We start from the raw sequence: 13,372 nt of genomic DNA, 5'->3' as shown, positions 1-13,372 counted from the left end.
ATGCGCCGCAAGCGGAACGATCGCGCCCGCGGCCACGCGGCGGCTTCCCCGCGGGCGCGGGAAATGTCATCACGCCCGCGCCTGCCGCGCATCCGGCCCTGGCTTTGCGCGGTTGCCCCACCGCACCCCGAACCCTTATGTGACCGCCATGACCCGGCTCCTCCCTCTGCTGATGCTGCTCGGCGCGCCGCTCGCCGTGGTGGCCTCCCCGTCCTCCGCCCAGGCCCAGCAGCCGCGCCCGCAGGCGCTCGGCAGCTTCCAGGACTGGACCGCCGCGACCCTCGGCTCGGGCGCGCAGAAGGTCTGCTACGCCTTCTCCCGGGCCAGCAAGAGCGAGGGCGCCGGCAACCGGCAGAACGTCATGCTGACGGTGACGCACCGCCCGCAGGGCCGCGACCAGGTGGCGCTGCGCCCGGGCTACAGCTACGCTCCCAAGGCCGAGGTGGAGGTCGCGGTCGGCGGCACCGCGCTCGATTTCTACACCGCCCAGGAGAACGCCTTCGCCCGCGAGGGCTCGCGGGCCGTGTCCGCCTTCCGGGGCGGCGCGACGGCGGTCGCCAAGGGCCCCGGCCCCGGCGGCCGCGGCACCGCGACCGACACCTTCTCCCTCTCCGGCTTCACCGCGGCCTATGAGGCCATCAGCAAGGAGTGTCCGGCGGGCCGCCGGTAAAGTCCGAATGAGCATCTCCGCCCCCGCCGGACCCCTCCCCGCCGCGACGGCCACGCCCGACCTCACCGAGGCGGAGCGCGCCCGCATCCTGGCCAAGGCCGCGCTCTTCGCGCCGCCCGCGGCCACGCTGCCGGACGGCCGCCGCGACCTGGTCGGCCTGTCGCGCGAGGAGCTGGCGGCGGAGATGCTCGCGATCGGCGAGAAGCCGTTCCGCGCCAAGCAGCTCTGGCACTGGATCTACCACCAGGGCGAGACCGACTTCGCCCGCATGCCGAGCATCGCCAGGACCCTGCAGGCAAGGCTCGCCGAGCGCTTCGTCGTCGGCCGCCCCGGCCTCGACACCCAGCAGACCAGCGAGGACGGCACCCGCAAGTTCCTCTTCCGGTTCCGCGACGACCAGAAGGTCGAGACGGTCTATATCCCCGGCCTGCAGGAGGACCGCGGCGCCGTCTGCGTCTCGACCCAGGTGGGCTGCACCCTGTCCTGCCGCTTCTGCCACACCGGCACGCAGAAGCTGGTGCGCAACCTCGGCGCCGCCGAGATCGTCGGGCAGTTCATGGCGGCGCGCGATTCCTATGGCGAGTGGCCAAGCCCGACCGACGGCACGCCGCGGCTGCTCTCCACCATCGTCATCATGGGCATGGGCGAGCCGCTCTATAACTACGAGAACGTCGCCAAGGCGATGAAGATCATCATGGACGGCGAGGGCATCGCCCTGTCGCGCCGGCGCATCACCCTCTCCACCTCCGGCGTGGTGCCGATGATGGACCGCTGCGGCGAGGAGCTCGGCATCGGCCTGGCCGTCTCGCTGCACGCGGTGCGCAACGACATCCGCGACGAGATCGTGCCGCTGAACCGCAAGTACCCGATCGAGGAGCTGATGGCGGCCTGCCGCCGCTATCCCGGCGCCTCCAACGCCCGGCGCATCACCTTCGAATACGTCATGCTGAAGGGCGTGAACGATTCGGAGGCCGACGCGCGCGAGCTGGTGCGGCTGCTGAAGGGCATCCCGGCCAAGGTGAACCTGATCCCCTTCAACCCCTGGCCCGGCAGCCCCTACGAGACCTCGTCGAACAACGCCATCCACCGCTTCGGCCGGATCGTCATGGAGGCGGGCTATTCCTCGCCGATCCGCACCCCGCGCGGGCGCGACATCCTGGCCGCCTGCGGCCAGCTGAAGACCGAGAGCGAGCGGGCCCGCCCCGCCCGCCGCGCCCAGGCGCCGAAGGCCGACGCGGCGTGAGCGCCGCGGCCGGGGGCGGCGCTCCGCGACCCGGTGGAGCCCCTGCCCGGCCTCCCCTCACCATCCTGCCGCTGCTGGCCGCCGCCGGCTTCGCGACCGGCGCCGGCATGCGGATGCTGGACCCCGTGCTGCCCATGGTCGCCCGCGATCTCGGCGTGACGGTGGCCGAGATCGCGGTGCTGATCACCGCCTTCGCCCTGCCCTACGGCCTCTGCCAGATCCTGCTCGGGCCGCTCGGCGACCGCTTCGGCAAGCTGCGCGTGCTGACCCTGGGCCTGCTGCTCTACGGGCTGGCCATGGCGGCCTGCGCCCTGGCCGGCTCGCTCGGGCAGTTGCTGGCGCTGCGGGCGCTGACCGGGGCCATGGGCGGCGCCATCATCCCGCTGGCCATGGCCTGGATCGGCGACAACGTGCCCTATGAGGAACGGCAGGCGACGCTCGGCCGCTTCCTCACCGGCATGGTCATGGCGCAGCTCCTGACCGGGCCGGTCTCCGGCACCATCGCCCATGGCTTCGGCTGGCGCGCCGTCTTCGTCACGGTGGGCGGGGTGGCGCTCTCGGTCGCGCTCGGCATCCTGCTGGCGCTCGGGCCGGGCCTCTGGCGCCGCGCGCCCGGCGCCCCCCCGGCGGGCTTCGGCTTCGGCAGCTACGCGGCGCTGCTGCGGCGCCCGGCGGCCCGCCTGCTGCTGCTCGCCGCCTTCCTGGACGGGCTGCTGCTCTTCGGCGGCGCCCTGCCCTTCATCGGTTCCTACCTGATCCAGGACTTCCACCTGGAGCCCTGGCATGCCGGGCTGGTCGCCGCCGGCTTCGGCTTCGGCGCCCTGGCCTATACCCGCATGGCGGCGCGGCTGGTGCGCCGCCTGGGCGAGGCGCGGCTGCTGCTCACCGGCGGGCTGATGCTGGCCGCGGCCCTCGCCCTGCTCGCCCTGGCGCCGAGTTGGGGGGCGGTGGCGCTGCTGCAGGCGGCGATGGGCCTGTTCTTCTTCATGTTCCACGGCGTGCTGCAGGCGCGCAGCACCGAGGCCCTGCCCGAGGCCCGCGCCACCGCCGTCTCCGGCTTCGCCATGGCGTTGTTCCTCGGCCAGGGGCTGGGCTCAATCGGCTTCGGCGCCATCCTGGCGCGCGGCGGCTATTCCGCCGCCTTCCTCACCGCCGCCGCCGGCATGGTGGCGCTCACCTTCTGGACCCGCGCGACGGTGACGCGGCCCGGCTGATCAGGCCAGGAACACGTCGTCGAAGCTGGCATGGTTGCCGGTGCCGAGCTGCACCGCGTTGTGCAGGCGCCTGTCCATCACGGTCGGGTAATTGACCTCGACCACCCAGAGCAGCGGCATGTCCTCGACCAGGATCTTCTGCACCTCGGAGAAGGCGGCGCGCCGCTCCGCCTCGCTGGCGGCGCTGCGGCCGCGGGCGAAAAGCTCGTCCACCCGCGGGTTGGAATAGCCGGCGGTGTTGGTGAACAGGATCTTCTGGATGTTGGACGACACGTAGGAGCGCTCCACACCGAGCGTCGGGTCGCCGAACTGGTAGAGCACGTTGGAGGTCGCCTCGTAGTCCCAGTTTGCGATGCGCGAGGCCCAGGTGCCGGCATCGGTCGATTCCAGCGTCACCTCCATGCCGATCTGCCGCATGGCCTGGCGGAAATACTCGCCCATGCGGGTCCAGATCTCGCCATAGGGCGGCACGACGTAGCGGAAGGCGGCCCGGATGCCCTGCGCGTTCGGGCGCAGCCCGGCCTCGTCCAGCAGCGCGCGGGCCTTCGCCACGTCGAAGGGCGCCACCTTCGCCTCCGGCTCGTGGAAGCGCGTGGTCGAGGCCACCGGGCCGGTGGCCGGCTTGCCGAGGCCGAACCACAGCCGGTTGACGATGAAGTTGCGGTCCAGCGCCATGCTCATCGCCTGCCGCACCCGCCGGTCGTCGAAGGGCTTCACGCGCAGGTTCAACTCGAACCAGAAGAGCGGCGAGAAGTACTCCCAGCCCTTGGTCGTGACCTGGAGATTCGGCGCCTGACGCAGCGCGGGGATGTCGAAGGGCTCGATGTCGGTGGCGGTGCTCATCTGCACCTGGCCGCCCTCGATCGCCAGCCGGCGGCTCTGCCCGTCGGGGATGACGCGCCAGAGAATGCCGTCGAGGTAGGGCTGGCCCGGCTTCCAGTACCCCTCGAAGCGCTCCATGCGGATGAAGTTGCCGCGCTGCCATTCGACGAAGCGGAACGGCCCGGTGCCGATCGGCCTGGCATTGGCCGGATTGGTGCGGAAATCGGTGCCGCCATAGATGTGCTTCGCCACGATCGGCAGGGCGGTGGCGTCGAAGCACAGCAGGAAGGGCTGGAAGGGCTGCTTCAGCACGAAGCGCACGGTCAGCGGATCGGGCGCCGTGGCCTCGGCGATGCCGGAGAGCACGCCGCGCAGGCGGGGCGCGATCTCGCGGTTGAACTGCATCACGGAGAAGATGACGTCCTCCGCCGTGAAGGGCCGGCCGTCATGCCACGTCACGTTCTCCTGCAGCCGGAAGACGTATTCGAGCCCGTCCGGGCTGACGCTCCAGCTCTTCGCCAGTTCCGGCATGGGCTCGAGGCCGGGGGTGAACTTCAGCAGGCCCTGGGTGATCTTGGTGCCGCTGATCAGCGTCGGCGTCTGGTTGTTGACGCCAATCTGCAGGACCGGCGGCTCCGGGTTCAGGATGACGTTCAGCATGCCGCCGCGCTTCGGCTGGATTCCCTGCGCCAGGGCCTCCGTGGCACTCATCAGGAGCGGCGTGGCGCCAAGGCCGGCGATCAGGTGACGACGCGTCAGGCTCATGCGGGCTTCTCCGGAGTTTCGCGCCACGGGACGAGGCGTGGCGAGAGGCTAGGCTGGATCGGCCGGAGCCGAAAGGCCGCGCTTCGGAGCGCCCCCGGCGGTTCAACTCATCCGGCGCGCCACCTTCCAGCCTTCCCCGGGCGGGTTCTGCGCGGATCGCAGCAGCCAGGACTTGGCGGCGATGCGGTGCCCCCGCATGGTGCGATAGGCGGCGATGGCGAGGTGCATCTCCTCCGCCCCCGGCATGGACAACGCGCCGGAGGCGCCGGCGCCGTCGGAAAACTCGATCAGGCAGGGCCGCGCGGCGAAGGGCGGCGGCGGCAGCGTCCCGGCACTGGCGCGGCAGCCCGGATAGGCGTGCGAATCGTGCAGCCGCAGCAGCAGGGGGACGAGATCGGCCATCGAGGCACCCTGCCCCGCTCCCGGCCGCGCCGGAAGCCCCTTCCCAATCACCTCCTCGGGGCCAATGATATCCCCGGGACGATCAGGAAAGCGGATCACGACATGGCCAAGTTCGGCTTCAGCCAGCCCATGCGGCGGATCGAGGATCCCCGGCTGCTCAAGGGGCAGGGGCGCTACACGGACGATATCGGCGCGGCAGGGCAGCTGCACGCCCTGGTGCTGCGCAGCCCGCACGCGCATGCGCGCATCCTCTCCATCGACACCGCCGCCGCCACCGCCCTGCCCGGCGTGAAGGCAGTGCTGACGGGCGCGGACTGGAAGGCCGACGGCCTCGGCGAGATCCCCTGCCTGATCCCGCTGAAGAACCGCGACGGCAGCCCGCGCGCCGAGACGCCGCGCTACGGCCTGGCCATCGACGTGGTGCGCCATGTCGGCGACGGCGTCGCCTTCATCGTCGCCGAGACGCCCCAGGCGGCGCGCGACGCGGCCGAGGCGGTGATGGTCGATTACGAGGTGCTGCCGGCCGCGGTGGATCTGGCGACGGCCTTCCAGCCCGGCCAGCCGCAGGTCTGGGACAGCGCGCCCGGCAATATCTGCTTCGACTGGTCGGCCGGCGACGAGGCGGCGACCGAGGCGCTCTTCGCCCGCGCGGCGCATGTCACCAGGCTGACGGTGGTGAACAACCGCATCGTCGTGAACAGCATGGAGGGCCGCGCCGCGCTCGCCGAGTATGACGCGGCCAGCGGCAGGTTCACGCTGCATGCCGGCACCCAGGGCTCCTGGCTGGTGAAGAACATCCTGGCCGATGCCGTCTTCCACCTGCCGAAGGAGAACTTCCGCGTCGTCACCCCCGATGTCGGCGGCGGCTTCGGCATGAAGCTCTACATGTATGCCGAATACGCGCTGTGCTGCTGGGCGGCGCGCCGGCTGGGCCGGCCGGTGAAATGGGCCTCGGAGCGGATGGAGGCCTTCCAGTCCGACACCCAGGGGCGCGCCAACCTGACGGAGGGCGAGCTGGCGCTGGACGAGGACGGCAGGTTCCTGGCGCTGCGGACCAGGAACTACGCCGACATGGGCGGCTATCTCTCGACCTTCGCGCCCTTCATCCCCTGCGGCGCGGGCACCAAGGTGCTGGCCAGCGTCTATGGCTTCCAGGCGATCTACGCCAACGTCCTCGGCGTGCTGACCAACACCGTGCCGGTCGATGCCTATCGTGGCGCCGGGCGGCCGGAGAGCAACTACCTGGTGGAGCGGCTGATCGACGCCGCCGCGGCCGAGGTCGGCATCGACCGCGTCGAGCTGCGCCGCCGCAACATGGTCCCGCCCTCGGCCATGCCGCACAAGACCCCGGTCGGGCAGACCTACGATTCGGGCGATTTCAACAAGGTGCTCGACGTGGCGCTGGAGAAGTCCGGCTGGGCCGGCTTCGCCGAGCGGCGGGCCGAGGCGGCGCGGCGCGGCAAGCGGCGCGGCATCGGCATGGCCTATTACCTGGAGGCCACGGGCGGCGATGCCTCCGAGCGGGCCGAGATGCGCTTCGCCGAGGACGGCTTCGTCGAGGTGCTGGTCGGCACGCAATCCACCGGCCAGGGCCACGAGACCGCCTATGCCATGATCACCGCGCATGAGCTCGGCATCCCGGTCGAGAGGATCCGCGTGGTGCAGGGGGATTCCGACGCCATCCCGACCGGCGGCGGCACGGGCGGCGCGCGCAGCCTCTATTCCGAGGGCACCGCCCTGCTGGCCGCCGCCACCAGCGTGATCGAGAAGGGCAAGCAGGCGGCGGGCGAGGCGCTGGAGGCCGCGCCGGCCGATATCGAGTTCGCGCAGGGCCGGTTCACCATCGCCGGCACCGACCGCGCCATCGGCATCCTGGAGCTGGCCGCGACGCAGCGCGCCCGGGCGGCGAAGGGCGAGACGGTGACGCTGCTGGACGCCGCCGAGATCGCCGCCATCCCGGCGCACACCTTCCCGAATGGCTGCCACATCGCCGAGGTGGAGGTGGATCCCGAGACCGGGCATACCGAGATCGCCCGCTACATCGTGGTGGATGATGTCGGCTTCGCGCTGAACCCGATGATCGTCCGCGGCCAGGTGCATGGCGGCGTGGCGCAGGGCATCGGCCAGGCGGTGATGGAGCGCACCGCCTACGATCCCGAGAGCGGCCAGCTGCTCTCGGCCAGCCTGAACGACTATGCCCTGCCGCGCGCCATCGACCTGCCGGACATCGAGGTCGAGCTGGTCGAGATCCCCTGCGAGACCAATCCGCTGGGTGTGAAGGGTGCCGGCGAGGCCGGGGCGGTCGGCTCGCCGCCGGCGGTGATGAACGCCCTGATCGACGCGCTGCGCGAGGATGGCGTCACCCGGCTCGACATGCCGGCGACGCCGGAGGTGGTCTGGAAGGCGCTGTCGCGCGCCGCCTGACCCCTGGTCCGGCCGGCCGGGAAGGCGGCGCCTGGAGGGCGCCTCCCTCCGGGTCCGGCCGGCTCAGATGATGGCGAAGTTGGCGGCCGCCAGCGCGGCGGGCGCGAGCCCCTCGAAATGCAGCGCGCCGCCGCCGATCGCCAGCAGGCTGCCGCCGGCACCGTCGCTCTCCAGCGCGGCCAGCACCGCGGCGACGCTGGCATAGCCGGTGGTGCCGTCGTCGAGCGCCACCACGCCGCCCCGGCCGGCGCCGAAATCCAGGATGCTGCCGGAGAAGTCGTAGAGGGTGTTGCTGTAGGAGATGTCGATTCGCGTGGCCTCGCCGCCATCGACGATCCGTCCGCCGATCAGCGTGTCGAGCTGCAGCCGGTTGTCCGCTCCGGCCAGGACGATCTCCGCGGCCACGCCGAAAATATCGTACTGCGCCCGGCCACCCGCCGAGGCGATGTGCCCTTCCACCAGGGTCTGGCTGGTGACGCTGTTGCCCTCGCCGCCCAGCCGCAGATCCACGTCATTGGCCGTGAAGCCCAGCAGCTCGACGCGCGTGCCGCCCGTGCCGCCCTGCACCTCGAGATGTCCGGCGGCGCCGCTGATGCGGTCGCCATACCCCTCCAGGGTGATGGAGACCTCCCCGGCGGCGGCGCCGCGCCCGCTGGGCGGGAAACTCACCAGGCTATCGCCCACCCCCGGCTGGATGGCATAGTTGCCAAGGCCCAGGAAGATCCGGTTGCCGGTGCCTCCGGTGTCGAGTGAGGCGGTGCCGAGGCCGCCGAGGTCGAAGCTGCCCTGCCCCGCTCCGCCCTCGATACGAAGATTCACGGTCGGCGGCGGCGCGAAGGCGGATTCCGCCAGGCTGAAGCTGTTGCCGGTGCCGGCGAAGCGGACCCAGGTCTCGCCGGCGCTGCCGGGGTAGAGCCCGCCGTCGAGCAGGACGCTGTTGCCGCCGCAATGGAACAGGATGTCGTTGTCGCCGAAGCCGGTGCTGACGCTGTTGTGGCGGCCCCAGAACTCCAGCCGGTTGTCGCCGTTGCCCAGGCTGACGGTGTTGCCGCCGCCCCAGGAGAGCAGGTCCAGCCCGGCATCGCCGGCGATGACGCCGTTGCCCTTCCCCGCCAGCAGCACGGTGTCACGCCCCGAATCGCCATCGCCCGGCTCGCCGAGCCGCACCGTGTCCATGCCGCGCCAGCTGGTGATGACGTCATCCTCGCCACCGCCGCCGATGATGAGGTTCCCGCCGCCCCGCGCGACAAGAACGTCATTCGCTCCGGTGCCGGCGAGGGTGGCGCCGCCGGCGGCGGGACCCATGATGAATGCCATTGTGATGTCTCCCCATCCCCGGGAGCGGGACAGCCGCCCGGCGCGGAATCGCGCGCGGCGGGCCTGTTTTCCCAGGAGCGTGTGAGCATGGGCGTGGAGCCGCCCGCCATGCCATCAAAACCGGCGAACGGGCGCGAGACGCCCCGGCGTTTCCGGCCTCAGAGCTTGAGGCCGAGGCGCTGGATCATCGCCTTCTCCTCCGCGTCGGTCTTCGCGGCGAAGGCGGCGTAATCCTCCGGCCCCATGTAGATCACCGGCATGTCGTAGCGCTCCAGGATGGAGACATGCTGCGGGTCGTTGACCGCCTTGCGGAAGGCCTCGTCCAGAACCTTCACCACCGCCGGCTCCATGCCGCGCGGGCCGGCCACGCCATAGGGCGAGGTGGAGACGATGTCGATGCCCCCTTCGCGCAGCGTCGGCACGTCGGGGAAGCGCTTCACCCGCTCCGGCGTCCAGACGGTGAGCAGGCGCAGGCGTCCCTCCAGCACCATCTCGGCCCAGCCCGAGCTGTCGGCCAGGGCGTCGGTCTGCCCGCCGAGGAGGGCGGTAAGGTTGTCGGCCACGCCGCGGAAGGGCACGTGCACCCAGTCGATGCCGCGCTCCCCGGCGATCCGCTCCATCGTCAGGTGCAGCGAGGTTCCGACGCCGGGCGAGCCGTAGGTCACCTTGCCGGGGTTCTTCTTGGCATGGTCGAGGAATTCCGCGAAGGTCTTCCAGGGCGCGTCGGCCCGCACCACCACGCCGAAGGTATAGCCGGTCAGGTGGCTGACCCAGGTGAAGTCGCGCAGGACATCGAAGGGCGGCTTGGGCGCCATGTGCGGGTAGCGGAAGACGCTGATCGGCATCTGGCTGAGGGTGTAGCCGTCCGGCCTCTCGTTCAGCAGCGCCTGCGGGCCGAGGATGCCGCCCGCGCCCGCGCGGTTCTCCACGATCACGGGCTGGCCGAGATGGCGGGAGGCGGCATCGCAGAAGGCGCGCATCTGCACGTCCGTCGTGCCGCCCGGCGACCATGGCACCAGCATGCGGACCGGCCGGCTGGGGAAGCTGGCCTGGGCCAGGGCCGGGCGGGCCAGAAGGGACGCTCCCGGCACAGCCAGGGCCGGGGCGCCGAACAGCGCCAGGGTCGCGCGACGGGACAGCTTGGTCATTCCGTTCCTCCATGTGCCGGCCTCGTGCGGGCCAGCCTTCCCGGCCATTTGACGGGAGGGAGCTGCGGGTCGCAAGGGTCGGATGATCGCTTTCGCCGCCGCCCGCGCCCCTCCTCCCGACCCCCGCGGGTGACCAGATGCCTGACCGGCACGGACCGCTTCCCCGCCCTTCCGCCATCCGCGCCGGGTGGCGCCACCCGCCGCGCAGGCCCAAAAGGAGACATGATGACACGCCCTTCCCGGCCCCGGCATGACGGGCTCCGCTGGTTCCTCCGCCAGGGCACCCAGGCCCTGCACGACCGGGCCGATGCCCTGGGCGGCCGCTATGCGCTGGCGACGGCGCCGGGCTATCGCGCCTTCCTGCGCGCCCATGCCCGCGCCCTGCCGGCGCTGGAGGCCGCCTGCGACCGGCAGGGCCTGGAGCGGGCGGTGCCGGACTGGTCCGCGCGCCGGCGCACCGCGGCCCTGGCCGGCGACATGGCGGCGCTGGCCGAGCCGATGCCGCCGCCCCTGCCGCTTCCCGCCGGCGCCCTCGCCAGCCTGCCGGCGGCGCTCGGCGCCGCCTATGTCCTGGAGGGCTCCCGCCTGGGCAACGCAATGCTCCTGCGCGGCGTTATCCGGGATGCGGCGGGGCGGGTGGCCACCGCCTATCTGTCGCATGCTCCCGCCGCGGGCGGTTGGCCAGCCTTCATCGCCATGCTGGAGCAGGCCCTGCCGGAGCCTGATGCCTGGCCCGAGGCGCTGGCCGGCGCCTGTGCCGCCTTCAACCAGTTCCTGGCCGCCCTGCAGGGCGAGGACACCGAGGAAGCCTTGCTGAATGCCTGACCTGACCGGCGCCGTCGATCTGACCAACTGCGATCGCGAGCCGATTCATCTCCTGGGTGGCATCCAGCCCACCGGCTTCCTCGTCGCCACCAGCGCCGACTGGCTCATCCAGCGCGCCTCGGCCAACCTCGCCGCGCATCTCGGCCTCGACCCCGAGGCCGCGCGCGGCGAATCCCTGGCCGGGCTGCTGACGCGCGAGGCCATGCACCAGATCGGCGGCCGGCTGCATCTGCTGCGCGGGGTGGACGCCGTGGAGCGCCTGTTCGGCGTGCCGCTGCGCGAGGGCGGGCCGCCCTACGACCTCGCCGTGCATCAGAGCGGGCCGCTGATCGTCGTCGAGGGCGAGCCGTCCGACCTGCAGGATGCGCTGGAGGCCGGCACCACGGTGCGCGGCATGATCGCCCGGCTGCACCACGCCGACAGCTTCGAGGCGCTCTGCCGCGAGGCGGTGCGGCAGATCCGTGGCCTGACCGGCTTCCACCGTGTCATGCTCTACCGTTTCGACCATGACGGCGCCGGCGAGGTGATTGCGGAATCGGCGGCAAGCTTCCTCTCCTCCTTCATGGGCCTGCATTTCCCGGCCAGCGACATCCCGCGCCAGGCGCGCCGCCTCTATGAGCGCAACTGGCTGCGGCTGATCGGCGACACCGAGGCGCCCTCGGTGCCGGTGCTGCCCCTGCTCGACAGCCGGGGCGCGCCGCTGGACCTCTCGCTCAGCCTGCTGCGCAGCGTCTCGCCGATCCATGTCGAGTATCTCCGCAACATGGGGGTGCGCGCCTCGATGTCGGTCTCGGTGCTGCGCAAGGGCCGGCTCTGGGGACTAATCGCCTGCCACCACAACGAGCCGCTGCGCGTGCCCTTCGAGCGGCGCACCGCCGCCGAGCTGTTCGGCCAGATCTTCTCGCTGATGCTGGAGAGCTGCGAGCGCGAGCAGGACCAGGCGCGCGACGCCCAGGCCAATGCGATGCACCAGCGGCTGATGGCCGCGCTCGGCGCCATGCGTCCCGGCAGCCGGTCGCTCGCGGAGTTCCTCGAGCCGCTCTCCGAGGTCATCCCCTGCGACGGCATCGGCCTCTGGAGCGCCGACGGCACGGCGTTGCGCGGTCACACGCCGACGGCGGAGGAGTTGGTCGGCATCGCGCGCTTCCTGCACCGCTCGGCTTCCGGCAGCGTCTGGTCCACCCATCAGCTGGGCGAGCTGCACCCGCCGGCGCGCGACTATGCCCATCGCGCCTCCGGCCTGCTCGCCATCCCCCTCTCCCGCGCCCCGCGCGACTACCTCATGTTCTTCCGGCGCGGTGTCACCCAGTCGGTGACCTGGGCCGGCGAGCCGGCCAAGACGATGAGCTACGGCCCGAACGGTCCGCGCCTCTCGCCGCGCAAGAGCTTCGCCGCCTGGCGCGAATCGGTGGAGGGGCACAGCCAGCCCTGGAGCGAGAGCGACCTCACCATGGCCGAGCGGCTGCGGGTGACGCTGCTCGAGGTGGTGCTGCAGCTGACCGATCTCGCCGAGCGCGAGCGCAAGGTGGCGCAGGAGCGGCAGGAGATCCTGATCGCCGAGCTGAACCACCGGGTGCGCAACATCCTCGGCCTGATCCGCGGCCTGGTCGGGCAGAGCCGCAGCTACGCCAGCACGGTGGACGAGTTCGCCGCCATGGTCGGCGGCCGCATCCAGGCGCTGGCCCGCGCGCATGACCAGATCACCACCGACCGTTGGCAGCCCGCGCCGCTCGCCGAGCTGATCCAGGCCGAGGCCGAGGCCTATCTGCAGGAGAAGTCGGAGCGGCTGCACCTGCGCGGCCCCGGCGTGCTGCTGCAGCCGGCGGCCTATACGACCCTGGCGCTGGTCATGCACGAGCTGGTCACCAATGCCGCCAAGTACGGCGCGCTCTGCGACCGCCATGGCGAGGTGGACGTGTGCTGGGATTTCACGCCCTGCGGCGGGCTCGAACTGCTCTGGCGCGAGCGCGGCGGGCCGCCGGTGCGCCCGCCGCGCCGCCAGGGCTTCGGCACCACCATCCTGGAGCGCGCCGTGCCGCACGACCTCGGCGGCGAGGCGGATCTGCGCTACCGGCTGGAGGGGATCGAGGCCCGCTTCCTGCTGCCGGCCGATTGCGTGCAGCGCGCCGAGGGGGCGCCGCCGCCCGCCGCGCCGGCGCGCCCGGCGCGCGAGCCGGCGGCGGAGTTCACGCTCTCCGGCCGGGTGCTGCTGGTCGAGGACAATCTGCTGATCGCCATGGATGCCGAGGACCAGCTCCGGCGCCTGGGCGCGGCCGAGGTGGATGTGGCGGCCGGCGTGCAGACGGCGCTGCGCCTGCTGGAACAGGCGCCGCCCGCCTTCGCCCTGCTCGACGTCAACCTGGGACGCGAGAGCAGCTTCCCGGTGGCCGACGCCCTGCTGGCGCGCGGCATCCCCTTCCTCTTCGCCACCGGCTATGGCGAGGCGGATGCCTTCCCCGACCGGCTGCGCGGCGTGGCGGTGATCAGCAAGCCCTATTCGTCGACCGAGCTGCGCGCGGCGCTGCAGGCGCGCCTGGGCTGA

The 13,372-nt window shown here is 72.0% G+C and carries 10 protein-coding genes; 6 read left to right on the top strand and 4 right to left on the bottom strand.

Annotated elements, in window-relative coordinates; genetic code table 11:
• The first annotated feature begins 148 nt into the window (after positions 1-148).
• The 3 genes from ACF3NH_RS11035 to ACF3NH_RS11025 are packed head-to-tail and all read left to right on the top strand — an operon-like array spanning position 149 to position 3,127.
• Entirely contained in the window at positions 149-670 is a 522-nt protein-coding gene (locus ACF3NH_RS11035; RefSeq protein ID WP_422922842.1) for an invasion associated locus B family protein, read from the top strand.
• A gap of 7 nt (positions 671-677) precedes the next feature.
• Entirely contained in the window at positions 678-1,913 is a 1,236-nt protein-coding gene (rlmN, locus tag ACF3NH_RS11030) for a dual-specificity RNA methyltransferase RlmN (protein ID WP_422922841.1), read from the top strand.
• Positions 1,910-3,127, top strand: a complete 1,218-nt coding sequence (locus tag ACF3NH_RS11025) for an MFS transporter (RefSeq protein WP_422922840.1) — start codon at positions 1,910-1,912, stop codon at positions 3,125-3,127. Before rlmN ends, ACF3NH_RS11025 begins: the two co-directional genes overlap by 4 nt.
• Here ACF3NH_RS11025 and ACF3NH_RS11020 read toward each other — a convergent pair whose 3' ends face one another.
• The gene (locus ACF3NH_RS11020) at positions 3,128-4,714 is read right to left on the bottom strand and encodes an ABC transporter substrate-binding protein (protein ID WP_232477097.1); all 1,587 of its coding nucleotides are present in this window, start codon (positions 4,712-4,714) and stop codon (positions 3,128-3,130) included.
• A 102-nt stretch (positions 4,715-4,816) separates the two neighbouring features.
• Positions 4,817-5,116 carry a hypothetical protein gene (locus ACF3NH_RS11015; RefSeq protein ID WP_198366287.1) on the bottom strand — a complete coding sequence of 100 codons (300 nt, stop codon included), beginning with the start codon at positions 5,114-5,116 and terminating at the stop codon, positions 4,817-4,819.
• 102 nt (positions 5,117-5,218) lie between these two features.
• Between ACF3NH_RS11015 and ACF3NH_RS11010 the strand changes: the two genes are divergently transcribed.
• Positions 5,219-7,540, top strand: coding sequence for a xanthine dehydrogenase family protein molybdopterin-binding subunit (locus ACF3NH_RS11010; RefSeq protein WP_422922839.1), 2,322 nt, complete (start codon positions 5,219-5,221; stop codon positions 7,538-7,540).
• A gap of 63 nt (positions 7,541-7,603) precedes the next feature.
• Here the strand turns inward: ACF3NH_RS11010 and ACF3NH_RS11005 are convergent, their stop codons facing one another.
• Entirely contained in the window at positions 7,604-8,857 is a 1,254-nt protein-coding gene (locus ACF3NH_RS11005; RefSeq protein ID WP_422922838.1) for a hypothetical protein, read from the bottom strand.
• 158 nt (positions 8,858-9,015) lie between these two features.
• Entirely contained in the window at positions 9,016-10,005 is a 990-nt protein-coding gene (locus ACF3NH_RS11000; protein ID WP_198366284.1) for a Bug family tripartite tricarboxylate transporter substrate binding protein, read from the bottom strand.
• 225 nt (positions 10,006-10,230) lie between these two features.
• Between ACF3NH_RS11000 and ACF3NH_RS10995 the strand changes: the two genes are divergently transcribed.
• Positions 10,231-10,830, top strand: a complete 600-nt coding sequence (locus tag ACF3NH_RS10995; protein ID WP_422922837.1) for a biliverdin-producing heme oxygenase — start codon at positions 10,231-10,233, stop codon at positions 10,828-10,830.
• Positions 10,823-13,372 carry an HWE histidine kinase domain-containing protein gene (locus ACF3NH_RS10990; RefSeq protein WP_422922836.1) on the top strand — a complete coding sequence of 850 codons (2,550 nt, stop codon included), beginning with the start codon at positions 10,823-10,825 and terminating at the stop codon, positions 13,370-13,372. The genes ACF3NH_RS10995 and ACF3NH_RS10990 overlap by 8 nt, the downstream gene beginning before the upstream one ends.

Origin of the sequence: Pseudoroseomonas sp. WGS1072 (genome assembly GCF_049340465.1) — a bacterium.
In the GTDB taxonomy this organism is placed as follows: Bacteria; Pseudomonadota; Alphaproteobacteria; order Acetobacterales; family Acetobacteraceae; genus Pseudoroseomonas.
Note: the sequence above shows the minus strand (reverse complement) of the source record. Positions and strands in the feature narration are given on the sequence as shown.

Coding starts and splice junctions, on each gene's coding strand:
- ACF3NH_RS11035 (WP_422922842.1), top strand. CDS start 149: ATGACCCGGCTCCTCCCTCTGCTGATGCTGCTCGGCGCGCCGCTCGCC.
- rlmN (WP_422922841.1), top strand. CDS start 678: ATGAGCATCTCCGCCCCCGCCGGACCCCTCCCCGCCGCGACGGCCACG.
- ACF3NH_RS11020 (WP_232477097.1), bottom strand. CDS start 4,714: ATGAGCCTGACGCGTCGTCACCTGATCGCCGGCCTTGGCGCCACGCCG.
- ACF3NH_RS11015 (WP_198366287.1), bottom strand. CDS start 5,116: ATGGCCGATCTCGTCCCCCTGCTGCTGCGGCTGCACGATTCGCACGCC.
- ACF3NH_RS11010 (WP_422922839.1), top strand. CDS start 5,219: ATGGCCAAGTTCGGCTTCAGCCAGCCCATGCGGCGGATCGAGGATCCC.
- ACF3NH_RS11005 (WP_422922838.1), bottom strand. CDS start 8,857: ATGGCATTCATCATGGGTCCCGCCGCCGGCGGCGCCACCCTCGCCGGC.
- ACF3NH_RS11000 (WP_198366284.1), bottom strand. CDS start 10,005: ATGACCAAGCTGTCCCGTCGCGCGACCCTGGCGCTGTTCGGCGCCCCG.
- ACF3NH_RS10995 (WP_422922837.1), top strand. CDS start 10,231: ATGACACGCCCTTCCCGGCCCCGGCATGACGGGCTCCGCTGGTTCCTC.
- ACF3NH_RS10990 (WP_422922836.1), top strand. CDS start 10,823: ATGCCTGACCTGACCGGCGCCGTCGATCTGACCAACTGCGATCGCGAG.